Source organism: Sphingopyxis sp. Q841 (assembly GCF_052384365.1).
Lineage (GTDB): Bacteria > Pseudomonadota > Alphaproteobacteria > Sphingomonadales > Sphingomonadaceae > Sphingopyxis > Sphingopyxis terrae_A.
Window position 1 is genome coordinate 20,777 of the sequence record NZ_JBQSUM010000003.1, and the last position, 22,068, is coordinate 42,844.

At 65.8% G+C, this 22,068-nt stretch carries 26 protein-coding genes; 10 read left to right on the top strand and 16 right to left on the bottom strand.

Annotated features, from left to right (window positions below; translation table 11 throughout):
- Nucleotides 1–22: 22 nt before the first annotated feature.
- Together ACT17R_RS15445 and ACT17R_RS15450 are read right to left on the bottom strand one after the other, a co-directional pair.
- Entirely contained in the window at nucleotides 23–1,375 is a 1,353-nt protein-coding gene (locus tag ACT17R_RS15445) for a methyl-accepting chemotaxis protein (RefSeq protein WP_062901054.1), read from the bottom strand.
- 128 nt (nucleotides 1,376–1,503) lie between these two features.
- Complete coding sequence (locus tag ACT17R_RS15450; protein WP_003042965.1) at nucleotides 1,504–1,977, bottom strand: Lrp/AsnC family transcriptional regulator; 474 nt, start codon at nucleotides 1,975–1,977, stop codon at nucleotides 1,504–1,506.
- Between the two features lie 158 nt (nucleotides 1,978–2,135).
- On the opposite strand from ACT17R_RS15450, the gene ald reads away from it, so the two are divergent.
- The 5 genes from ald (at nucleotide 2,136) to sdhA (ending at nucleotide 6,300) form a co-directional block, all read left to right on the top strand.
- Nucleotides 2,136–3,251: an alanine dehydrogenase gene (gene ald, locus ACT17R_RS15455; protein WP_062901053.1), complete on the top strand. Its 1,116-nt coding sequence runs from the start codon at nucleotides 2,136–2,138 to the stop codon at nucleotides 3,249–3,251.
- A gap of 27 nt (nucleotides 3,252–3,278) precedes the next feature.
- Nucleotides 3,279–3,509: a hypothetical protein gene (locus ACT17R_RS15460; RefSeq protein WP_186401180.1), complete on the top strand. Its 231-nt coding sequence runs from the start codon at nucleotides 3,279–3,281 to the stop codon at nucleotides 3,507–3,509.
- Between the two features lie 146 nt (nucleotides 3,510–3,655).
- Nucleotides 3,656–4,099 carry a succinate dehydrogenase, cytochrome b556 subunit gene (sdhC, locus tag ACT17R_RS15465; protein ID WP_444809776.1) on the top strand — a complete coding sequence of 148 codons (444 nt, stop codon included), beginning with the start codon at nucleotides 3,656–3,658 and terminating at the stop codon, nucleotides 4,097–4,099.
- Entirely contained in the window at nucleotides 4,092–4,496 is a 405-nt protein-coding gene (gene sdhD, locus ACT17R_RS15470; RefSeq protein WP_003042951.1) for a succinate dehydrogenase, hydrophobic membrane anchor protein, read from the top strand. Before sdhC ends, sdhD begins: the two co-directional genes overlap by 8 nt.
- Nucleotide 4,497: 1 nt before the next feature.
- A complete protein-coding gene (gene sdhA, locus ACT17R_RS15475; protein WP_058811170.1) occupies nucleotides 4,498–6,300 on the top strand; it encodes a succinate dehydrogenase flavoprotein subunit in 1,803 nt (600 codons plus the stop codon).
- Nucleotides 6,301–6,350: 50 nt separating this feature from the next.
- Here the strand turns inward: sdhA and ACT17R_RS15480 are convergent, their stop codons facing one another.
- The 5 genes from ACT17R_RS15480 to leuC all read right to left on the bottom strand — a co-directional run bounded on the left by ACT17R_RS15480 (nucleotide 6,351) and on the right by leuC (nucleotide 10,054).
- Entirely contained in the window at nucleotides 6,351–6,644 is a 294-nt protein-coding gene (locus tag ACT17R_RS15480) for a hypothetical protein (protein ID WP_234181134.1), read from the bottom strand.
- Nucleotides 6,645–6,729: 85 nt separating this feature from the next.
- Entirely contained in the window at nucleotides 6,730–6,939 is a 210-nt protein-coding gene (locus ACT17R_RS15485) for a DUF167 domain-containing protein (RefSeq protein ID WP_326490205.1), read from the bottom strand.
- A gap of 68 nt (nucleotides 6,940–7,007) precedes the next feature.
- On the bottom strand, nucleotides 7,008–8,003 hold the full coding sequence (locus ACT17R_RS15490) for an NADPH:quinone oxidoreductase family protein (RefSeq protein ID WP_062903020.1): 996 nt from the start codon (nucleotides 8,001–8,003) through the stop codon (nucleotides 7,008–7,010).
- 27 nt (nucleotides 8,004–8,030) lie between these two features.
- Nucleotides 8,031–8,627 carry a 3-isopropylmalate dehydratase small subunit gene (gene leuD, locus ACT17R_RS15495; protein WP_003042939.1) on the bottom strand — a complete coding sequence of 199 codons (597 nt, stop codon included), beginning with the start codon at nucleotides 8,625–8,627 and terminating at the stop codon, nucleotides 8,031–8,033.
- Nucleotides 8,624–10,054 carry a 3-isopropylmalate dehydratase large subunit gene (leuC, locus tag ACT17R_RS15500; RefSeq protein ID WP_444809777.1) on the bottom strand — a complete coding sequence of 477 codons (1,431 nt, stop codon included), beginning with the start codon at nucleotides 10,052–10,054 and terminating at the stop codon, nucleotides 8,624–8,626. Before leuC ends, leuD begins: the two co-directional genes overlap by 4 nt.
- 135 nt (nucleotides 10,055–10,189) lie before the next feature.
- On the opposite strand from leuC, the gene ACT17R_RS15505 reads away from it, so the two are divergent.
- Nucleotides 10,190–10,708, top strand: coding sequence for a sterol desaturase family protein (locus ACT17R_RS15505; RefSeq protein ID WP_062901048.1), 519 nt, complete (start codon nucleotides 10,190–10,192; stop codon nucleotides 10,706–10,708).
- A 120-nt stretch (nucleotides 10,709–10,828) separates the two neighbouring features.
- Here the strand turns inward: ACT17R_RS15505 and ACT17R_RS15510 are convergent, their stop codons facing one another.
- The 5 genes from ACT17R_RS15510 to ACT17R_RS15530 are packed head-to-tail and all read right to left on the bottom strand — an operon-like array spanning nucleotide 10,829 to nucleotide 15,063.
- On the bottom strand, nucleotides 10,829–11,509 hold the full coding sequence (locus ACT17R_RS15510) for a glutathione S-transferase family protein (RefSeq protein ID WP_444809778.1): 681 nt from the start codon (nucleotides 11,507–11,509) through the stop codon (nucleotides 10,829–10,831).
- Between the two features lie 13 nt (nucleotides 11,510–11,522).
- Nucleotides 11,523–12,803, bottom strand: coding sequence for a serine hydrolase domain-containing protein (locus tag ACT17R_RS15515; RefSeq protein ID WP_263588210.1), 1,281 nt, complete (start codon nucleotides 12,801–12,803; stop codon nucleotides 11,523–11,525).
- Between the two features lie 10 nt (nucleotides 12,804–12,813).
- Complete coding sequence (locus ACT17R_RS15520; protein WP_003042921.1) at nucleotides 12,814–13,455, bottom strand: CoA transferase subunit B; 642 nt, start codon at nucleotides 13,453–13,455, stop codon at nucleotides 12,814–12,816.
- A gap of 1 nt (nucleotide 13,456) precedes the next feature.
- Complete coding sequence (locus ACT17R_RS15525) at nucleotides 13,457–14,356, bottom strand: HAD family acid phosphatase (RefSeq protein ID WP_444809779.1); 900 nt, start codon at nucleotides 14,354–14,356, stop codon at nucleotides 13,457–13,459.
- Entirely contained in the window at nucleotides 14,353–15,063 is a 711-nt protein-coding gene (locus ACT17R_RS15530; protein WP_444809780.1) for a CoA transferase subunit A, read from the bottom strand. The genes ACT17R_RS15525 and ACT17R_RS15530 overlap by 4 nt, the downstream gene beginning before the upstream one ends.
- A 113-nt stretch (nucleotides 15,064–15,176) precedes the next feature.
- On the opposite strand from ACT17R_RS15530, the gene ACT17R_RS15535 reads away from it, so the two are divergent.
- Together ACT17R_RS15535 and ACT17R_RS15540 are read left to right on the top strand one after the other, a co-directional pair.
- Nucleotides 15,177–16,070 (top strand): LysR family transcriptional regulator, encoded by an 894-nt coding sequence (locus ACT17R_RS15535; protein ID WP_062901043.1) that lies wholly within the window; start codon nucleotides 15,177–15,179, stop codon nucleotides 16,068–16,070.
- 98 nt (nucleotides 16,071–16,168) lie between these two features.
- Complete coding sequence (locus ACT17R_RS15540; protein ID WP_444809781.1) at nucleotides 16,169–16,978, top strand: universal stress protein; 810 nt, start codon at nucleotides 16,169–16,171, stop codon at nucleotides 16,976–16,978.
- A gap of 110 nt (nucleotides 16,979–17,088) precedes the next feature.
- Here ACT17R_RS15540 and ACT17R_RS15545 read toward each other — a convergent pair whose 3' ends face one another.
- A complete protein-coding gene (locus ACT17R_RS15545) occupies nucleotides 17,089–17,739 on the bottom strand; it encodes an HAD-IA family hydrolase (RefSeq protein ID WP_260833886.1) in 651 nt (216 codons plus the stop codon).
- Nucleotides 17,740–17,857: 118 nt separating this feature from the next.
- Between ACT17R_RS15545 and ACT17R_RS15550 the strand changes: the two genes are divergently transcribed.
- A complete protein-coding gene (locus ACT17R_RS15550) occupies nucleotides 17,858–18,604 on the top strand; it encodes an SDR family oxidoreductase (RefSeq protein WP_444809782.1) in 747 nt (248 codons plus the stop codon).
- 35 nt (nucleotides 18,605–18,639) lie between these two features.
- Here ACT17R_RS15550 and ACT17R_RS15555 read toward each other — a convergent pair whose 3' ends face one another.
- The 3 genes from ACT17R_RS15555 to ACT17R_RS15565 are packed head-to-tail and all read right to left on the bottom strand — an operon-like array spanning nucleotide 18,640 to nucleotide 21,411.
- The gene (locus ACT17R_RS15555) at nucleotides 18,640–19,746 is read right to left on the bottom strand and encodes a DUF2855 family protein (RefSeq protein WP_444809783.1); all 1,107 of its coding nucleotides are present in this window, start codon (nucleotides 19,744–19,746) and stop codon (nucleotides 18,640–18,642) included.
- A gap of 14 nt (nucleotides 19,747–19,760) precedes the next feature.
- Nucleotides 19,761–20,462, bottom strand: a complete 702-nt coding sequence (locus ACT17R_RS15560) for a VIT1/CCC1 transporter family protein (protein ID WP_062901039.1) — start codon at nucleotides 20,460–20,462, stop codon at nucleotides 19,761–19,763.
- Nucleotides 20,463–20,490: 28 nt separating this feature from the next.
- Nucleotides 20,491–21,411, bottom strand: a complete 921-nt coding sequence (locus tag ACT17R_RS15565; RefSeq protein WP_287940728.1) for an SMP-30/gluconolactonase/LRE family protein — start codon at nucleotides 21,409–21,411, stop codon at nucleotides 20,491–20,493.
- Between the two features lie 46 nt (nucleotides 21,412–21,457).
- Between ACT17R_RS15565 and ACT17R_RS15570 the strand changes: the two genes are divergently transcribed.
- Nucleotides 21,458–22,057 carry a TIGR02466 family protein gene (locus ACT17R_RS15570; RefSeq protein ID WP_062903018.1) on the top strand — a complete coding sequence of 200 codons (600 nt, stop codon included), beginning with the start codon at nucleotides 21,458–21,460 and terminating at the stop codon, nucleotides 22,055–22,057.
- Nucleotides 22,058–22,068 lie beyond the last annotated feature (11 nt).

Sequence of the window (22,068 nt, forward strand, 5' to 3'; positions counted from 1 at the left end):
TTGCCAAGCAGGGCGCGACGGATCAGGCGACGCGGCGGCTGAATTCGCTCGCGGCGGTTTCCAGTGCCTGCAGCCGCTCGCCCATCTTGGAAAATTCCTGGCTGAGCACGCTGATTTCGCTGGCGACGGTGCCCGAATCGTTGCGGATGCTGGCGATGGTCGACGACATGCTGTCGGCCGCGAGCGCGGTTTCGTCGACGGCGGCGGTGATCGAGGTGACCGTCTGCGCCTGCGCGTCCATCGCATCGCGAATTCGCTGCGCCGACTGCTGCACCTCGATGATCGTCTGCTGGATCGACTGGTTCGCCGCGACCGACCCGCGCGTTGCCTGCTGGATCGCGGTGATCTTGCCCGCAATATCGTCGGTCGCGCGCGCGGTTTCGTTGGCGAGGCTCTTCACTTCCTGCGCGACGACGGCAAAGCCGCGGCCCGATTCGCCCGCGCGCGCCGCCTCGATCGTCGCGTTGAGCGCGAGGAGGTTGGTCTGGCCCGCAATTTCGCGGATCAGGCCCAGAATGGATTCGATCGATTCGGCGTGACGCGACAGCGCGTCGGACATGGCCACCGCTTCGCCCGCCTGTTCGGAGGCGCGCGTCGCGACGCTGGCCGATGCTTCGACCTCGGTGCGGGCATCCTCGATCGCGCGGATCAGCCCGGCGGCGGTCGATGCGGCTTCGCGCATCGCCATCGCCGATTGCTCGGACGCCGCAGCGACTTCGCTCGTCTTGGCGATCATGCCGCGCGCGGCATGATCGGCCGATGTGGCCTGTTTGGCGAGCTGCTGGCGCACCCCGTCGCTGTCCTGGACCAGCGAGGCGATCGAGCGGTCGAAATCGCTCGCCAGCGCCTGTCGCTCCTGCGAGATCGCTGCGCGGTCGAGCTTTTCGGCATAGGCGAGCATGATGTCCATTTCGAGCAGCGCGAGACGGTTGATCGCCGCGGTCAGGCGCGTCTGGCGCGCCGTGTCGCCGGCGCACGCCTCGATCACATAATGGATGGCCAGCTTGTGGCTTTCGCCGATGCACGACAGCACGGTCGCGATCGGCAGGCCGACGCGCAGCGCCATATGGGTGTTCTGGCACGCGATGGTCGCGGCCTCCTGCCCCCCGGCGTCGGCATATTTGGTCTGCATGTGCCGCGCGCTGCCGCGAATATAGGATTCAAGCAGTTCACCCTCGATCTTGCGGGTGACGATGGGCAGCGCGTTGAAGGCATCCCAATAGGCGGTCGCCAGCTGCGTCTCCAGCCCCGACAGGATCATGTGCACTTCGGCCCCGTCGGCGGCGAGCCGGCCGTCGAGGTCATAGGTCGGGAAGCGATCGGCCATCAGAACGGGCTCGATTTGCTGCTTATGAATCGGATTTTCCTTCACCATGATCCTGTTCCCTTGCCGACCCCGGGACGCGCAGGTCTGTCGCCCGCCATCATCCCAAACTGCGTCTGCCGGATATGGAAGGAAATTGGTAAATTCACCGTTAACCAGCGCGCCCAGTCTCGCTCGGTTCAGCGGCGCTCGGTGGGTTGGACGGGATAGCCTTCGAAGCCCTTGATCGTGCGCAGGGCAAAGGCGCTGTGCATCGCGGCGACACCCGGAAGACGCGACAGGCAGTGGCGGTGCAGCCGGTCGAAATCGGCGACATTGCGCGCGGCGACGCGAAGCCGATAGTCGGACGCGCCTGACAGCAATTGGCACTCGAGGATTTCGTCGAAGCTTTTGACCGCGCTTTCGAAAGCGGTGAGCGCCTCTTCGCTCTGCGAGGTCAGGCTGATGTCGACGAACACGTCGAGACCGAGGCCGATCGTGTCGGGGGCGATGCGCGCGGCATAGCCGGTGATGATCCCCGCCGCCTCCATCGCGCGGATGCGGCGATGGCAGGCGGAGGCCGAAAGTCCGACCCGTTCGCCCAGTTCGGCGACGGGTTTTGGCCCCTCGCGCTGCAACAGGTTGAGCAGCTTTGCATCGATTCGATCGATCATGTCGCGTGTCTATCCAGAATGACGCAAAAATATTGCGTGTTTATCGTCATGCGAACGATAGTTTGCAAGCAAATCCCGCCGATACGCTGTTATGTTTGCCCGAAGGCTTCGGATAGGCGAAAATGCGCGCGTCCGTTCCGGCAAATCGGAGAGACAGCATGATCATCGGCACCCCCAAGGAAATCAAGAATCACGAATATCGCGTCGGCCTGACGCCCGAGAGCGCCCGCGAACTGGTGGCACATGGTCACCGCGTCCTCGTCCAGACCGGCGCGGGCGAGGGCATCGGCGCTCACGACCGCTTCTATGTCGAGGCGGGCGCCGAGATCGTCGACAGCGCCGAAGAAATTTTCGCGAGCTGCGAAATGGTCGTGAAGGTCAAGGAGCCGCAGGCGGTCGAGCGCGCGATGCTGCGCGAAGGCCAGATTCTCTATACCTATCTCCACCTTGCGCCCGATCCCGAGCAGACGCGCGATCTGATGAAATCGGGCGCGGTGTGCATCGCCTATGAAACCGTGACCAGCCCCCATGGCGGCCTGCCGCTCCTGAAGCCCATGAGCCAGGTCGCGGGGCGCATGTCGATCCAGGCCGGCGCGACCGCGCTTGAAAAGGCGCACGGCGGCCGCGGCGTGCTGCTCGGCGGCGTGCCGGGCGTGGCGCCGGGCAAAATCTGCGTGATCGGCGGCGGCGTCGTCGGCTTCAACGCGGCGCAGATGGCGGCGGGGCTGGGCGCCGACGTCACGATCCTCGATCGCGATCCCGAAGTGCTCGAACGCGTCGGCACCTTTTTCGAAGCGCGCGCGAAGACCCGCTTTTCGAACCGCGCGAACCTTGCCGAATGCGTCGCCGAGGCCGATCTGGTCATCGGCGCGGTGCTGATCCCCGGCGCCGAAGCGCCGAAGCTCGTCACGCGCGACATGCTGAAGACAATGCGCCCCGGATCGGTCCTCGTCGACGTCGCGATCGACCAGGGCGGCTGTTTCGAGACGAGCCATGCGACGACGCACGCCGATCCGACCTATGTCGTCGACGGCATCGTCCATTATGCGGTCGCCAACATGCCCGGCGCCGTCGCGCGCACGAGCACCTATGCGCTCAACAATGTCACCCTGCCGCACGCGCTGCGCATCGCCGACCTCGGCTGGAAAGAAGCGCTGCGCCGCGATATGCATCTTTCGCAGGGCCTGAACGTATGGAATGGTAAGGTGACGTTCGAAGCCGTAGCCGAAGCGGTGGGAACGGACTATGTGCCTGTCGAGCAGGCACTCGCCTGACGCCAGACCATAGGATCAAGAGAGACGATGACCGACCAAGTGCCGCCTCCCCCGCAAGACGAAGAAGAAAATGAAGTGCTGCGCGCCGCGCGCGAGCAGCAGGCCCAGAAGGAAGCCGCCGAGGCGACCGAGGCGGCCGACCGGGAGGCGGCGAAAGGCGGCCGCAAGATCGGCTGGAAGACGGCGGCGGGGATCGGCGTCGGTTCGGCCGCAGTGCTTGCGGCGCTGCTCTACGCGAACCGCGACAAGATCAAATAAGGCGCGTCGGCCCCGGACGATCCTTCGATCCCGGGGCCGGCTGCCTGCGAATTCTTGCCTCCATCGCCCCCTAAGCAATTGCATATCGTGCGCGCGGCGCTAAACCGGCGCCCATCGACCGACTAGAGTCACGGAATGGGGCTGATATGGCTGGCAAAGAACCGAGCGGGCGTCCGCTCTCGCCGCACCTCCAGGTGTATAAATGGGGGCCGCACATGGCGGTCTCGATCTTTCACCGCGTCAGCGGTGACGGGCTGGCCATCGTCGGTGCGCTGATGTTCCTCGGCTGGCTCGGCGCGATCGCGGCGGGCCCCGAGGCCTATGCGGCCTTCGTCGCCTGCGTCTGGCACGACCCTGCGGGCGGCGGCGTGCATCAGGTCACCAATATTCTGGGCAAGATCGTGCTCGTCGGTCTGACCTGGGCCTTTTTCCAGCATCTGTTTTCGGGGCTGCGCCACTTCATCCTCGATACCGGCGCGGGTTATGAACTCAAGGCCAACAAGCTCTGGTCGACCGTCGTGATCGTGGGCGCGATCCTCGCGACCGCCGCGACCTGGCTCTATATCGCCAAGGAGGCGCTCAATGGGTAACGGAACGCCTCTCGGCCGGGTTCGCGGACTTGGCGCTTCGCACCACGGTACCGGCCACTGGCTGCAGCAGCGGCTGACCGCGCTCGGCAATGTGCTGCTCGTCACCTGGTTCGTCGTCTCGCTGCTCCGCTTGCCGCTCGGCGACCATGCCGCGCTGATGCAGTGGGCGTCGAAGCCGATGGTCGCCTTTGCGCTGATCCTGCTCGTGGTCAGCGTCTTCTGGCACCTGCGCCTCGGGCTGCAGGTGCTGATCGAGGATTATGTCCACGGCGAAGCGACGCGCCTGCTGTCGATCGTCCTGTTGAATTTCTATGCGTTCGGCGGCGCGGCCTATGGCATTTTCGCGATCGTGCGCATCGCGCTAGCGCCCGCCGCGCTCGGCCCGGGGGGCATGTGATATGACCGAAGCCTACAAGATCATCGACCACACCTATGACACCGTCGTCGTCGGCGCCGGCGGTTCGGGCCTGCGCGCCACGATGGGCAGCGCCGAGGCCGGCCTGCGTACCGCCTGCATCACCAAGGTGTTCCCGACGCGCAGCCATACCGTTGCGGCGCAGGGCGGCATTGCCGCCAGCCTCGGCAACAACAGCCCCGACCATTGGCAGTGGCATATGTACGACACCGTCAAGGGCTCCGACTGGCTGGGCGACCAGGACGCGATCGAATATATGGTGCGCGAGGCGCCCGCCGCGGTCTACGAACTCGAACATGCCGGCGTGCCCTTTTCGCGCAACGCCAATGGCACCATCTATCAGCGCCCGTTCGGCGGCCATATGCAGAATATGGGTGAAGGCCCGCCGGTGCAGCGCACCTGCGCCGCCGCCGACCGCACCGGTCACGCGATGCTCCACGCGCTCTATCAGCAGAGCCTGAAGTATGACGCGGACTTCTTCATCGAATATTTCGCGCTCGACCTGATCATGGAAGACGGCGTGTGCCGCGGCGTGATCGCGCTGTGCATGGAAGACGGCAGCATCCACCGCTTCCGCAGCCAGGCGGTCGTGCTCGCGACCGGCGGCTATGGCCGCTGCTATTTCACCGCCACCTCGGCGCATACCTGCACCGGCGACGGCGGCGGGATGGTGCTGCGCGCGGGCCTGCCGCTCCAGGACATGGAATTCGTCCAGTTCCACCCGACCGGCATTTACGGTGCGGGCGTCCTCATCACCGAGGGCGCGCGCGGCGAGGGCGGCTATCTCACCAACTCCGAGGGCGAGCGCTTCATGGAACGCTATGCCCCCTCGGCGAAGGATCTGGCGTCGCGCGACGTCGTGTCGCGTTCGATGGCGCTCGAAATCCGCGAAGGCCGCGGCGTCGGTCCGCACAAGGACCATATCTTCCTGCACCTCGATCATATCGATCCCGCGGTGCTGGCGGAGCGTCTGCCGGGCATCACCGAAAGCGGCAAGATTTTCGCGGGCGTCGACCTGACGCGCCAGCCGCTGCCGGTCGTGCCGACGGTCCATTACAATATGGGCGGCATTCCCTGTAACTATCATGGCGAAGTCGTGACGCTGAAGGACGGCAACCCCGATGCGGTCGTCCCCGGCCTGTTCGCGGTCGGCGAGGCGGCGTGCGTGTCGGTCCATGGCGCGAACCGCCTTGGCTCGAACAGCCTGATCGACCTGGTCGTTTTCGGACGCGCGACGGGGCACCGGCTCAAGGAAATCGTCGCGCCCGGCGCCGCGCAGCCTGCGCTGCCCAAGGACAGCGCCGACCTCGCGCTTGGCCGCCTTGACCATTTCCGCAATGCGAGCGGCGGTTCGCCGACCGCCGAAATCCGCACGGAGATGCAGCGCGCGATGTCGCAGCACGCGGCGGTTTTCCGCACCGACGAGCTGATGGCCGAGGGCAAGGACAAGCTTGCCAAGACCTATGAGCGCATGAACGACGTCCATGTCGCCGACCGCAGCCTGATCTGGAACACCGATCTCGTCGAAACGCTCGAGCTCGACAATCTGATCGCGCAGGCGACGGTGACGATGCATTCGGCGTTCAACCGCAAGGAAAGCCGCGGCGCCCACGCGCACGAGGATTTCCCGAACCGCGACGATGCGAACTGGATGAAGCACACGATCAGCTGGTTCGACGGCTGGGGCGGCAAGGACGGCAAGGTGACGCTCGATTACCGCCCGGTCCACGAATATACGCTGACCGACGATGCCGAATATATCAAGCCGAAGGCGCGCGTTTACTGAGGACGCGTTTGTGACCGGGCGCCTTCGGGTGCCCGGATCGGCCGCTCGGCCTATTTGCCCAAAATATTGTCGATCGGATTGAGGTCGGAAAAGGGCCTGTCGACCTGCAGGCCCATCAGCCACAATTTGTAGCAGGCAACCGCGAAGAACATCAGCGCGATCGTCCACACGATGATCGTCTTGATGATGCGCCAGCGCTTTTCTTCATAGGCGGCGCGCGCGCGCGCCTTGTGATCGATGCCGAGTTCGCCCTCGAACTCGGCAATCAACTGCGCACGGCGAGTCCGCGAAATATTCGCAAGGCTCATCGCCTGCCCATCACTGGCCGAACGGGGGTCCGCCATCGTTGATCCCTGAATCCCAATAGTCCTGCATTGAACGATAGGGGGGAGCCCCTGATAAATGGTTAAGCGGGGCCTTGCTTTGCGATCAGTCGAGCGCGACCGCGACCAGTTTTATCCGCGCCGTTGCGCCGCGCAGCAGCGTCAGATCGCGGCGTGGCCGGCCGAGCGCGGCCGCGAGCAGGCGCAGCACCGCCTCGTTGGCGGCGCCGTCGGCGGGCGGGGCGGTGACGCGCAGCAAAACGGTGCCGGCATCGATCCGTACCTCGTCGCGCCCCGCGCCGGGCGTCACGCGCACCTCGATCCGGCCGGTCGGCCGCGCCAGTGCGTCGAGCGCCTCGGTCAGCGCGGGATCGGGGCGATATTTCAGATCGTCACGACCAGCTTGCCGACGGCGCTGCGGTCACCCAGCTTGGCGATCGCCTTGCCGCCATCGGCCAGCGCGAAGCGTTCGGTGACGCGCGGGCTGATCTTGCCCTGTTCCCAAAGCTGGAACAGGCGTGCGATATTGGCGCGGTTGCGCTGCGGCTCGCGGGCGGCGAAGGCTCCCCAGAAGACACCGGCGACGTCACAGCTCTTGAGCAGGGTCAGGTTGAGCGGCAGGCGCGGAATGCCCGCGGGGAAGCCGACAACGAGGTAGCGTCCTTCCCATGCGATCGAGCGCAGCGCCGGTTCGCAATAATCGCCGCCGACCGCATCGTAGATCACATTGGCGCCGTCGCCGCCGACCGCCGCCTTGAACGTGTTGGCGAGCGCCTTCGAGGCCTCCTTGTCGAACGGCTGATAGCCATAGACGACGACTTCGTCGGCGCCGGCCTGACGTGCGATGTCGGCCTTTGCCTCGCTCGATACGCCGGCGACGACGCGCGCGCCGAATGCCTTGCCCAGTTCGACCGCGGCAATGCCGACTCCGCCCGAGGCGCCAAGGACGAGCAGCGTATCGCCTTCCTCGATATGGCCGCGATCGACCAGCGCATGAATGCTGGTGCCATAGGTCATCAGGAGCGCCGCGCCTTCGGCAAAGTCGCGCCCTTCGGGCAGCGGATAGCTATTGGCGGCATTGACCAGCGCCGCCTCGGCCATGCCGCCGTTGCCGCACGCCGCAATCACCCGGTCGCCGACCTTGAAATCGGTCACGCCTTCGCCGACCTCGGCCACGATGCCCGCGACCTCGCCGCCCGGGGCGAAGGGGCGCTGCGGCTTGAACTGATATTTATCCTCGATGATGAGCACGTCGGGGAAGTTGACCGCGCAGGCCTTCACATCGACGACCATCTGCCCTTTGCCGGGGGTGGGGCGCGCAACCTCGCCCAGTTCGAGCGTTTCGGGGCCGCCGGTCGCGGTCGACAGAAGAGCCTTCATCATCGTCTCCTTTTCCTGTTTCGTTGGTTATTCGGTGAGCGCGGGCTGCAGCCAGGGCCGCTCGGCCGCTAGTTTTGCCTCATAAGCGTCGATCGCCCCGCCGCTCTTTTCGGTGAGCGAGATCTCGTCGAGACCGCCGAGCAGGCACATCTTGCGGAACGGGTCGATTTCGAAGGTGAAGCGATCCTGAAAGGGCGTCGTCACCGTCTGCGTGTCGAGGTCGACGTGAATCGGATCGGTTGCCGCGACCTCGATCAACCGGTCGACCGCCGCCTGCGGCAGCACCACGGGCAAGATGCCGTTCTTGACCGCATTGCCCGAGAAGATGTCGGAATAGCTGGGCGCGATGACGACGCGGATGCCAAGGTCGCCGAGCGCCCAGGCGGCATGTTCGCGGCTCGACCCGCAGCCGAAATTGTCGCCCGCGATCAGGATCGGAGCGCCCTTGTTCTCGGGACGGTCGAACAGATTGTCGGGATCGGCGCGCAGGCTTTCGAACGCGCCGCGGCCCATGCCTTCGCGGCTCGTGGTCTTGAGCCAGTGCGCGGGAATGATGACGTCGGTATCGACATTCTTGAGCCCGAGCGGAATCGCGCGGCCTTCGACCTTTTCCAGCGGGGTCATGCCATCAACTCCCGCACGTCGGTGAGCTTGCCGGTCACCGCCGCCGCCGCTGCCATGGCGGGGCTCACAAGATGCGTGCGGCTGCCCGGACCCTGGCGGCCAACGAAATTGCGGTTGCTCGTCGATGCGCAGCGTTCGCCTGCGGGCACTTTGTCGGGGTTCATCGCAAGGCACGCCGAACAGCCCGGCTCGCGCCACTCGAGCCCTGCGTCGATGAAGATGCGGTCGAGCCCTTCGGCTTCGGCCTGCGCCTTTACCAGGCCCGATCCCGGAACGACGATCGCCCAGCGGACACTGTCGGCCTTTTTGCGGCCCTTGATGACCGCAGCGGCAGCGCGCATGTCCTCGATCCGGCTGTTGGTGCAACTGCCGATGAAGATGTTCTCGATCGCGACATCCTGCATCCGCGTGCCGGGTTCGAGGCCCATATAGGCAAGCGATTTGGCGGCGGCGGCCTGTTTCGACGGGTCGGCAAAGCTCGCAGGATCGGGAACGAAGCCGGTGATCGGCACCACGTCCTCGGGGCTGGTTCCCCAGGTAACGCTCGGTGCAATGTCGGCAGCGTCAATGACGACGGTCTTGTCATAGCTGGCGCCTGGATCGGTCGCGAGGCTGCGCCAATAGGGGACCGCAGCCTCCCAGTCGGCCCCCTTCGGCGCGTAGGGGCGGCCCTTCAGATAAGCGAAGGTGACATCGTCGGGTGCGATCAGGCCAGCGCGGGCGCCGCCCTCGATTGCCATGTTACTCACAGTCAGACGGCCCTCGATGCTGAGGCCGCGAATCGCGCTGCCGGTATATTCGATGACGTGGCCGGTGCCGCCAGCAGCGCCGATCACGCCGGTGATGTGAAGGATGATGTCCTTCGCGCTGACGCCGGGCCCGACATCACCCTCGACGCGCACTTCCATCGTCTTTGCGGGCTGAAGCAGCAATGTCTGCGTCGCCAGCACATGCTCGACCTCGCTCGTTCCGATGCCGAAGGCGAGCGCGCCGATGCCGCCGTGACAGGCGGTGTGGCTGTCGCCGCAGACGATCGTCGTGCCGGGCAGCGAGAAGCCCTGTTCGGGGCCGACGACATGGACGATACCCTGCTCGGGCGCCACCGCGTCGATGTAGCGGATGCCATATTCGGGTGCGTTCTTTTCGAGCGCCGCCAATTGCGCCGCGCTTTCGGGGTCGGCGATCGGCAGCCGGTTGCCCGCCGCATCGCGCCGCGCCGTCGTCGGCAGATTATGATCGGGAACCGCCAGCGTCAGGTCGGGACGGCGCACCGTACGGCCGCTCGCGCGAAGCCCGGCGAAGGCTTGCGGACTGGTGACTTCATGGACGAGGTGGCGGTCGATGAAGATCAGGCAGGTACCGTCGGGGCGCTGTTCGACGACATGCGCGTCCCAGATTTTCTCATAAAGCGTGCGGGGCCGAGTCATGCGGGTTCACTTACGCTGCCCACACAACTTTGCAAGCGAGTGGCGATCAAAAACGCAATTTTCGGTCGCCGATACCCATAGCGGGGAATGAGGAGATGATGGCGCGGCTGCCTTAACCGGCCTATACTCTCCCCCATGTCGACGCTCGCCATCATCGCCCTTGTCCTTGCCACCGTCATCGCGATGGAGGGCGTCGCCTGGGCAAGCCACAAATATATCATGCACGGCTTCGGCTGGGGTTGGCACCGCGACCATCACGAACCGCACGGGCGTCGGCTGGAGAAGAACGACCTGTTCGCCATCGTCGGGGCCGCGATGAGCATTTCGATGTTCGCGATCGGCAGCCCGATGATCTTCGGTGCGGCGGCGTGGGAACCAGGAACGTGGATCGGCCTCGGTATCCTTTGCTATGGCATCATCTACACGCTGGTGCATGACGGGCTGGTCCATCAGCGCTATTTCCGCTGGGTACCGCGGCGCGGCTATGCCAAGCGGCTGGTGCAGGCGCACAAGCTGCACCATGCGACGATCGGCAAGGAAGGCGGGGTCAGCTTCGGCTTCGTCTTCGCGCGCGACCCGGCCAGGCTGAAGGCCGAATTGAAGGCGCAGCGTGAAGCAGGCGTCGCCGTGGTGCGCGAGGCGCTGGCGGACTGAACCTCGTCATTGCGCGGAGCGAAGCGACCAAGCAACTTCCGGCTGGCGGCGTTAAATTCCGATCGCTGGAGATTGCTTCCCCCGGCTTTCGCCGGGGTCGCAATGACGAAGGAGGAGGGCTCAGGCCGTCCGGTAATCCGCCGTAATTACCCCGGCTGCTGCCAGCTCGGCTTCGTGGCTTTCTTCGCGCCACTCTTCGGCGAGCGCCTGCCGCTCCCATTCGCGCATGGTGGGGTGCGCCAGCATATGGTCGACCCACGCCTGTCCCGCGCCGACGTCGAGGCCGTAAGTGCGGATACGAAAGGCGACCGGTGCGAAAAAGGCGTCGGCGGCCGAGAAGTCGGCGCCGGCGAGCCATGGGCCGCCGAACTTCGTCAAACCTTCCTCGAACAGCTCGCGGATGCGCGCGACATTGGCGGTGAGGGCGTCCGACATCGGCTTGGGCGTCACGCGGACGCCGACGTTCATCGTGCAATCGTTGCGAAGCGCGGCAAAGCCGCTGTGCATTTCCGCCACCGCGCATTGCGCCCAGGCGCGTGCGTCGGGATCGTCGGGCCAGACGCCATTGTGCCGGTCGGCGAGATAAAGCGTAATGCCGAGCGAGTCGTAGACGGTGCGCCCCTCGTGGAGCAGCGCCGGAACCTGACCAGTCGGCGAAAAGCTGCGGAAGGCGTCGTAATTGACGGGTTTGGCGAAAGGCTCGACGCGATCCTCGAAGCCGATGCCGAGCCCTTTCATCAGCATCCACGGGCGCAGCGACCAGCTCGAATAATTGCGGTTGGCGGTGATCAGCACATACATGCGTGGTGGCTCCTCACCCATTGCTGTCGTCGGCGCTGGGGGCGGTCGCGACGGGCGCGCGCTTGACCTTGGGGAGTTCGCTGAGGTCGAGCCAGGCCGCATCGGCGCGCTTGTGGTAGCTGTCGAGTGCGGCAAATGGGATGCGGAAGGGGAAGCCCCAGTCGCTGTTCCACAGCGCGACGACGCCGGTGCGCGTCGCGGGTTCGAAGATCATCGTGGCGCGATAACCCGACACGGCGCCCGAATGGCCCTGGAGGTGGAGCCCAGCATAGGTGAAGTTACGCCAGCCGAGGCCATAAGAGGCATCGCCGATCGCCTGCCGCAACGCGCCGCCATAGAGCCGCGCTGTGCCGACGCGCGGCTGGTGGGCGATTTGCAGCACATCCTTCGGCAGAACGTCGGGGCGATTACCCATCATCGCCTGCATCCAGGTCGCGAAATCGACGATATCGCTTTCGACGCCGGCGGCGGCGGGGACGCGCCAATAGGCTTCCTTGACCGGCTGGACGTGGCGCCCGCGGTGCGGCCGTGCCCAATCCTTCGCGCCCGTCAGCCGCTCTGCGCCATAGCCGGCGCTGACCATTCCGAGCGGCAGGAAAAAGCGGTCCTCGACGGCATCGCCGAAGGATTTGTGCGCCGCGGCGCCCAGAATCTCGCTCGCCGTGTCGAAGGCGACATTCTGATAGGTGTGGCAGGTGCCGGGCTCGCATTGCAGCGGCGCGCCGGCGAGGCTGGTGCGCAGGAGCGCCGGGCTCTGCCCTTCCTCCAGCTTTTCGTCATAGGCATTTTTGGTGAGGCCGGTGCGCTGGGCGAGCAGTTCGGCCAGCGTCACATGCGATTCGGCGCCGCCGGGGAGGCGTAGAGAACTGCGCCAGCTTGCGACCGGCCGATCGAGGTTCACCGCGCCATCCTTGCTCAGCGCCGCGGCCAGCGCGCCGGTCGCGGTCTTGGACACCGACGCCCAGCGGAACAGCGTATGCGGCGTCACCGGCGCGCCGCTATCGGCGTCGGCGACGCCGTAGGTGCGTACGAAGCTCAGCTTGCCGTCCTCGACAACCGCCACCGCCAGCCCTGCCATTTCGGGGCGGGCGGCGAGATCAGTCAGTTGCCGGTCGAGCGCGCGATAGTCGATCCGTCCGCGCCATTTGTCGGGCGTGTCGGGCAGATTTTCAGGAGCGGCGAAGGGAATCGGCACGCTTGCCAGTGGCTGGCTGTCGCCCAGCGCCTGAACCCCGAACCAGCCGGCGAAAACGAGCGCGCCGGCCGCAATCAATATCATCAAAGCACGCAGCATGGACTCTCGATCAGACGGCGACCTCATATTTGGCCGTCGTCTTAGCTGCGACTTCGTCCGCCGTCACCCCCGGTGCGAGCTCGATCAGCCGGAACGGGCTGTCATGGTCGTCGCGCTTGAACACTGCGAGGTCGGTGATGATCATGTCGACGACATTCTTGCCGGTCAGCGGCAGGGTGCAGGCGGGGATGAATTTGGGGCTGCCGTCCTTGGCATTATGTTCCATGACGACGATGATCTTCTTGACGCCGGCGACCAGATCCATCGCGCCGCCCATGCCCTTGATCATCTTGCCGGGGATCATCCAGTTGGCGATGTCGCCATTTTCGGCGACTTCCATCGCGCCCAGCACAGTGAGGTCGATATGCCCGCCGCGGATCATCGCGAAGCTTTCCGCCGAGCTGAAATAGACCGACTGCGGCAGTTCGCTGATCGTCTGCTTCCCCGCATTGATGAGGTCGGCGTCTTCCTCGCCCTCGATCGGGAAAGGGCCGATGCCAAGCATGCCGTTTTCCGACTGCAGCGTAACGTCCATCCCGTCGGGAATGTGGTTGGCGACCAGCGTCGGGATGCCGATGCCCAGATTGACGTAGAAGCCGTCCTGTAATTCCTTCGCGGCGCGCGCCGCCATATCATCACGCGTCCAGGCCATGTCAGTTCGGCTCCCATTGCTTGTCGGAGGGGAAGATGTCGGCAAAGCCGCCGCGGATCGACGGGCCATAGACGGGGTTGGAGAAGAGGAACCAGCCATGGCCCCACAGCCCCGCGACCGGTCCGCTCGTCGCCATCGTCCTGCGGTCGGCGACCGACAGACCGCGCGCGTTGAACGCCTGCGCGAAATCGCCAAGCTGGTCGCCGCCCATCGCGATCACGCACCAGCGCGAGGCGATCAGCGCCCGGCGTCCGTCCTTGCTCGCGCCGTCGGGCGTGTCGCCCATCAGGAACAGCGTCTCACCACGCTTGAAATCGCCGAGGCCCGCGGCGCGCAGCGTATCCTCGCTGCCCTTGGGATTGGCGGCGCTGCGGTTGGTGTTGACGATGATCGTCACCCCCGCACCGCGCATGATCGCCAGCGCGTCGATGACGCCGGGCATCGCCACCGCCTTGCCGGCGCCGGTCTTTTCCCACTGGTCCCAGACGGCAGGATCGAAATCCTTCCCCTGCTCGGCAAAGTAGCGCATCGCGCCCACGTTCCAGATCAGCGTCTCGTCGGCGTCGAACACCGCCGCGAGCGGCTTGTCCCCGCAATCGTCGAACTTCGGCGCGACAGGCGTCGATCCTTCGGCGAGCACGACCTGGCGGCGCGGCGCCGCCGAAATCGCGGCCATGCGGACATAATCGGCCATGGTGCGATAGACCTGTGCCGAGGCGATCGCGCCCTCCGCCGAGCCATAGAGCCATTGCTGTCCCGCCGGCGGCGAGGTCGGCGTCGGCTTTTCACCGACCTGCGAGGCGATCACCTCCGCGCTGGGCGCCGCGGGCGCCGTCGTTGTCGCGGTCTGGGCGCAGCCGGCGAGCAGCAGGCCGGCCGAAAGGGCAAGCGCGCGCATCATGCGGCTTCCCGCGGGCGTACGGTGCGGAATTCGATCTTCTTGTCATAGGGCGCGCCGACGATCAGGCGCTTCACATAGATGCCGGGCAAATGGATGCAATCGGGATCGAGGCTGCCGACGGGGACGATCTCCTCGATCTCGGCGACGCAGATCTTGGCCGCGGTCGCCATCGGCTGGTTGAAGTTGCGCGCGGTCTTGCGGAAGATCAGATTGCCGCTTTCGTCGGCCTTCCAGCCTTTGACGATCGCGAGGTCGGCAAAAATGCCGCGTTCGAGGATATAATCCTGCCCGTCGAAATTCTTGACCTCCTTACCCTCGGCCACCGCGGTGCCGACGCCGGTCTTGGTATAGAAGCCGGGGATGCCCGCGCCGCCCGCGCGGCAGCGTTCGGCGAGTGTGCCCTGCGGACAGAATTCGACTTCGAGCTCGCCGGCCAGATACTGCCGCTCGAACTCCTTGTTCTCGCCGACATAAGAGGAGATCATCTTCTTGACCTGCCGCGTACGCAGCAGTTTGCCGAGCCCTTCGCCGTCGATGCCGGCATTGTTGCTGGCGATGGTGAGATCCTTTGTCCCGGCGTCGCGGATCGCGTCGATCAGCCGTTCGGGAATGCCGCACAGGCCGAAGCCGCCCGCGCAGATTTGCATGCCGTCGAAGAGCAGCCCTTCGAGCGCGGATGCTGCATCGGGATATTGCTTGTTCGCCATGACGGGACTCCCTTCCTCTGATCGGCTCGCGGATCGGCCCACTGATCGGCGGCGACCTTGGCGCAAATAAATCATCAATTCTAATTGTTCTATTTTTCGATTATCCATAACCGATGTCGATCAATCGCATCTCCATCTATCATCTCGAAACCTTGCTGTGGATCGACCGGCTCGGCACCTTCTCGGCGGCTGCCGAACGGCTCAACACGACGCAGCCCGCGGTGTCGGCGCGGATGCGCGAGCTGGAGCAGCGCCTGGGTTCGACGCTGTTCCGCCGCGACGGGCGCACCATGTCGCTGACCCCGGCGGGACGTAAACTCGTCAATGACTGCACCCCGCTGCTGCGCGACATGCAGCTCGCGCTGCTCGGCAGCGGCGGCTTCAATGAGGCGAGCGGCGTAGTGCGGATCGGCGCGGGCGAGATCGCGGCCGCAAGCTGCCTGCCGCCCTTCGTTGCGGCGCTGAAAGCCGACATGCCCAATGTAGCGCTCGAGATCGAGATCGACCTGACCGCGAATCTGATCCAGCAACTGCTGACCGGCCGCACCGACCTTGCCTTCGCGGCCGGGCCGATCGCGCATCCGGCGCTTCGGACCAGCCCGATCGGTGAGGTTGCGCTGCTCTGGCTCGCCAATCCCGCGGTCGCGGCGCTGTTCGAGCGCGGAACGGGCGAACAGCAGGTTCCCGTCTGGTCGCTCGCCAGCCCTTCGCCGATCCATGGCCGGATGCGTGAGGCGATCGCGGCATCGCGGATCGCGCAGAAATCGCTGAACCTGTGCAACAACGCCCGGATGATGATCGACATCGCACGCGCCGGCGGCGGTGTCGGCATCTTTCCCGAACCGATGGTGCGCGCCGAGGTTGCCGCAGGCACGCTCGTCGAACTGGCGGGGCTGCCCGCGCTCGCGCCGGTCGAATTCCGCGTCGCGATGCGCGTGTCCGATACCGAACCGGTGCTGACGCGCATCTTCGATCAGGCCGCGGGCCTCAGCCTGACCGCGGGATAGCGCGGCACGCGAAGATTCGTCGCTTTTGACCCCGGTCAATGAACGATAGGTTCGCGCGGCGCATTATTCTGATGTTCACTGGATAAAGGAGGCCCCCAATGCGCTCAATTCTGGTTCACGCCGACAGCGATGCCGCGTCCGAAGGACGTTTGCAGGTCGCGCTTGATTGCGCCCGCCGTTTCGAAGGCCATGTCAGCCTGCTCATCGCGACGCCGCTGCGCGAATTCGTCAGCTTCGATCCGTTCGGCGGCACCTATTTCGCCGCCGAGGCGCTGGCGAAGGCGCAGGCCGACGATCTGGCGCTCGAAAGCCGGCTTGCCGACCGGCTGGCGAAGGAAGATGTGCCGTGGGACATCGAAATGGCCGACGGTGAAATCGTCAGCGCCTTGTCGGGCGCCGCGACGCTCGCCGATCTGGCGATCGTCAGCCTGCCCAAGGCGAAGGGGGATTTCCGCAGCGGCCCGCCGATGCTCGCGGGCGATCTTGCGCTGACCGCGTCGGTTCCGGTTCTGGCGCTGCCGCAGGACAGCAAGGGGCTCGATTTCGACAAGCCGGCGCTGATCGCGTGGAACGGCAGCCCCGAAGCCGCCCATGCGGTGCGCGCCGCGGTTCCTTTCCTGAAGAACCGCCCGGTCGTGATCGTCACGATAGGCGGCGACGAGGGCGATTTCGCGGCCGAAGATGCGGCGCGCTATCTGTCGCGTCACGGCATCCACGCCGAACTGCGCGCGATCGAGCGCGGTGCCGAAACCCCCGAGGAACGGATCGAAAAGGAAGCCGGCGCGCTTGATGCAGGTCTGATCGTGATGGGCGCCTTCGGTCGCAGCCGGCTGCGCGAGACGATCTTCGGCGGCGCCACGCAATATCTGGTGACGGGCGGCCGCTATCCGCTGCTGCTCGCGCACTAGGCCGGAAAGACAGGCCTGGACGACGGCGAACGACCGAAGCCTGCCACATCCACCCGCGTCATCCCGGATCAAGTCCGGGATGACGCGGGCCAACGTCCCCTTCTGGACCCTCAGGGTAGCGGCACGCCCAGTGCGGCGGACAGGTCGGCTAGCGCCTGTTCGCCGCTCGTCACCTTGATCGCGTGCATGCCAAGCCCCGCGGCGGGTTTGCAGTTGATGCCAAGGTCGTCGAGGTAGATGCAGGCGGCGGGTTCGACGCCCAGCGCCGCGCACATCATCTGATAGATGCGCGGGTCGGGCTTGCGCACGCCGACCTTCGACGATTCGATGACATGGTCGAAGCGCGCCATGATCGCCGCGACCTCGGCCGCCATTGCTTCGCTGCGCGCCATGCCGGCGCCTTTGCCTGACGGCACATTGTTGGTGATGCAGCCGATCGTGAAACCGCCGGCCTTCAACGTGTCGAGCGCCGCAACCATTTGCGGGCGCACCGCGCCGGCGAGGACCGCCAGAACCGCTTCACCTTCGAGGTCGTGGCCCAGCGCGCGCGCTTCTTCGGCGAACAATGTGTCGAAGGTCGCGGCGTCGATCTCGGCGCGCTCGAACAGCGCCCAGGCATTGGTGTCGGGGTTGCGCGCATTCACCCCGCGCACGAAATCGCGCGGTAGCCCGCGTTCGGCTTCCAGCCGGTTGAAGGCTTCGAAGGGCGAGGCGGTGATGACGCCGCCGAAGTCGAAGATCACATGCGTATATTGAGCCATGCCGACGGCCATGCCGCGCGCTATCGTCCAAGATCAAGCGAATTTGACCGCATCTTTCGGGACGCCACGCCCCTGCCGCTACGGCAAGGGGCGGCGCTGTTCATTCACCGGAGGATTTATGCTGCTCGAAGGAAAGACCGTCATCATCACCGGCGCCAGTTCGGGAATCGGGCGCGCCGCCGCGCGGCTGTTTGCGCGTCACGGCGCGCGGCTCGTGCTCGGCGGACGCGACCGGGCGCGGCTTGATGCCGTGGTCGCCGAAATTGCCGCCGATAACGGAACGGCGCGCGCGGTCGCGGGCGACGTTGCCGATGCGGCGACGCACGAGGCGCTGGTTGCCGCCTGCGCGCCGTGGGGCGGGCTCGACATAGCCTTCAACAACGCGGGTACGGTCGGCGCGCTCGCCCCGCTCGCCGATCAGGCGCCGGGCAATTGGGACGCGGTGATCGCGGCCAATCTGACCGCCGCCTTTCTGGGCGCCCGCGCGCAGATTCCGTCGATGCTGGCGCGCGGCAAGGGCGCCCTGATCTTTACCTCAAGCTTTGTCGGCAACAGCGTCGGCCTGCCGGGCATGGCCTGTTACGGCGCTGCCAAGGCGGGGCTGCTCGGGCTCGTGCGCGGGATCACCGCCGATTATGGCGCGGCGGGCATTCGCGCCAATGCGCTGATCCCGGGCGGGACCGATACGGCGATGGCGGGCGATGCCGAGTCGAAGGCATGGGCCGCCAGCCTGCACGCAATGAAGCGCATCGCCGAGCCCGAAGAGATCGCGCAGGCGGCGCTGTTTCTGGCGAGCGATATGGCGAGCTTCGTTTCGGGATCGGCGCTGTGGGCCGAAGGCGGCAACGCCGCGGTCAAGCTCTGACCGAGAGGGGGACGCAGGGGGGGGGGGGCGCTGCGTCAGGGGATGACCAATATCCCCGCCGCGGGATCGGCGCGTCCCGACAGCATTTCGCGATAGGCATCGAGCGCCGCGGCGCTACCTTCGCGCCGGTCGATGCGCGCGATGCGCGGCGCAACCGCCATGAAGCCCAGCCATGCCTCGGCGATCCGCTGCCCGAAGCCCGCGGCGCCCCAGTCGCCGACGCGCTTCTGGCCGCGGCCGGGGGCGAAGAAGCCCTGCCGTTCGGGGCCGGCCAAGGCCGCAGCGTCGGCCTCGGCGTCCCAGTGCGATTTGCCGACGATGATCGATACCTTCAGCGCATCGCCGAAATGTCCGTGCACCGCGCGGGTGACCGCGCCATTGCCCGCCATGTCGACAAAGGCCGACGGCACCGCAGCGTCGAGCATAGCGATATCGTCATAGGCGATCACACGGTCGTAGATGCCCTGCGCGGCCAGCGCCGCGACATTGGCCTTGCTCGTCAGTCCGATGCTGACGGGGCGGGGCCCCGCACGCTGGGCGAGCGCGAAGCCGAGGCCGATCGCGGTCTTGCTCGACGCGCTGGCGATCAGGATCTGGTCGGCGCCATAATCGCCTTCATCCTCGAACTGGTCGGCGATCAGCCAGCCGGTGAGGAAGAGCGGACGGAAGATCGGCCAATAATCATGATGATCGGCGCGATAGTCGGGCAAAGCCTCGATCCGCTGATATTGATTGTAAATGGGGGGCAGGGTGGTGCGCCGCGGCGTGATGTCGGTGAAGCCGCTGGCGCCGATCTTGCCCGCGCTGAGCACCGCATGACTTGCCATCGGATAATAGCCGTAAAAGCGATCGCCGGGCGCGATGCCCTCGGCGGCGCTCTCGATCACGGTGGCGAACCCCCAGACAGGCAGGCGGGCGGGCGCATCACGCTCGGCGAAAAAGTCCCAATAACCCTGGTCGTTGCCGAACAGTCCCGCAGGCTTGCCGAAGACGGCGTAGGTTATGTTGTTCGCCGTCATCGCATAGCTGTCGACGCGCACACGAACCTCGCCGGCGCGCAGCGGCGCATGATCTGCCCGTGCAAGTGCCGCCTTCGAAATCGTGTCGCGATCGATGTCGATGGTCCAGGCCGTGTCGTTCATGCTTCTCTCTCCCGTCAGCCCAGCGGCGCCTCGAACAGCGATCCGATCGCGATGGTCAGCGCCATGGCGAAGGCGCCCCAGAAGGTAACGCGCAGCACGGGGCGCAGCATCGGCGCATTGCCCGCCCACGCGCCGAGCGCGCCGAGGATTGCGAGGAAAACGAGCGACGCGCCGGACACCGTCCATGGCAGCGACGATCCCGTGTCGAGGAAAACCACCAGCAGAGGCAACGCCGCGCCCGCAGTGAAGCTGGCGGCCGATGCGACGGCGGCCTGCACCGGACGCGCCTTCATATGGTGGGTCAGCCCCAGTTCGTCGCGCAAATGGCTGTCGAGCGCATTATGCGCGGTAAGCTGCGCGGCGACCTGTTCGGCGAGCGGACGGTCGAGCCCGCGCTCCTGATAGATTTGGGTCAGCTCCTCCAGCTCGAATTCAGGGTCGGTGGCGAGTTCGTGCCGTTCCTTTGCAATGTCGGCCTTTTCGGCGTCGCCCTGCGAACTGACCGAGACATATTCGCCCGCCGCCATCGACATCGCGCCGGCGACCAGCCCGGCGGTGCCGGTGAGGAGGATGGAGGGTTGCGCCGCGCCCGCCGCCGCGACCCCCGCGATCAGGCTCGCGGTCGAGACGATGCCGTCGTTGGCGCCCAGAATCGCGGCGCGCAGCCATCCGATCCGCGCGACGGCGTGGGTTTCGCGGTGAGTATCGCGGCGCATATCTTCCCCTTTTCCGACCGGCGACCGATCAATATTGCAGCGTCAGTCCCGGCCGGTTCCAGCGCGTCTTTACCAGCCGCCCGGTGCCCGACAAGGTGATATAGGCATCCTGCATGTCGGCGCCGCCAAAGGCGATGTTGGTGGTGAAAATATCGTCGGTCGCGACGAACTCCACCAACTCTCCCGACGGCGACACGACGCTGATCCCGCATTCGCCGATGGTCGCGACGCAGATATTGCCGCTCGCCTCCATTGCCAGGCTGTCGAAGAATTTATAGCCGGCGGGGCGATAGAGCGGGATGCCGGGGCCGCCGGGACCGGCGTCGGGGGCGACCTTGCCGGGCGCGGTGATGTTGAACTTCATCAGGCGGCAGGTGTAGGTCTCCGCGGCGTAGAGCGCCTTGCCGTCGGGTGAGAGGCCGACGCCGTTCGGATTGTTCGACGGAAAGATCACTTCCTCGATAAAACTGCCGTCGGCCTTGGCATAGAAGATGCCGACGATGTCGTGGCAGCGCTTTTCATAATCGACCTTGCCATGATCGGTGAACCAGAAGCCCCCGTGGCTGTCGAACATGATGTCGTTGGGGCCGCGCAGCACGACGCCGTTGTCGCCCGATTTGTAGAGGATTTCGACCGCGCCCGTTTCGATATCGATGCGTTCGATGCGGCCGCCCGAATAATCCTTCGCGATGCCGTGCGGCGCCAGATAGCCGTTCGATTCGGTATATTCGAAGCCGCCGTTGTTGCAGCAGTAAAGCTTGCCGTCGGGACCGATCGCCAGGCCGTTGGGACCGCCGCCGGGCGCCGCGACCACCGCCTTGCGGCCGCCGGGCCAGCAGCGCGTGATACGGCCGGCCTCGATCTCGGTCACGATGACGCTGCCGTCGTCCATCACCACCGGCGCCTCGGGAAAGCGCAATCCGTCGGCGATCAGTTCAAACTCGGCCATTCTCGTCTCCCTTGCTCTCATGCCCTTGCTGTGCTTTGCGCGCATCATGCCCGTTCGCACGCTCTTCGCCACAAATTTTTACGAGGCCGACATTGCCGCGCCCGACCTATTGCAAGAGCTGGAGGAAAGCTGCCGGCTGTTCGCGCGCGAGGATGGCGCGGGCAAGGCGTGGAGCCGCGCGCACGGCTATCGCGGCTACACCAGCTACGCCAGCCTTGACGACCTGCCCGACCGCGACCCCGCCTTTCACGACCTCAAGCGCCTGCTCGACAAGCATGTGAAGGCCTTTGCCAAGGCGTGTCACTTTGATCTCGCCAAGCCGCTCAAGCTCGACAGCCTGTGGGTCAATGTCCTCAAACCCGGCGGCACGCACAGCGGGCATATCCACCCGCACAGCATCGTATCGGGCACCTTCTATGTCGCCGTTCCGTCCGGATCGGGCGCGCTGAAGCTCGAAGATCCGCGACTCGCGATGCTGATGGCGGCGCCGGGGCGGAGCGAGGATGCGCCCGAGAGCCTGCAGCCCTTCATCTATGCCGCGCCCGCGGCGGGGCGCATTTTTCTGTGGGAAAGCTGGCTGCGGCACGAAGTGATGCCGAACGCCGGCAAGGACGAACGGATCAGCATCAGCTTTAACTATCGCTGATCGCTCCTATA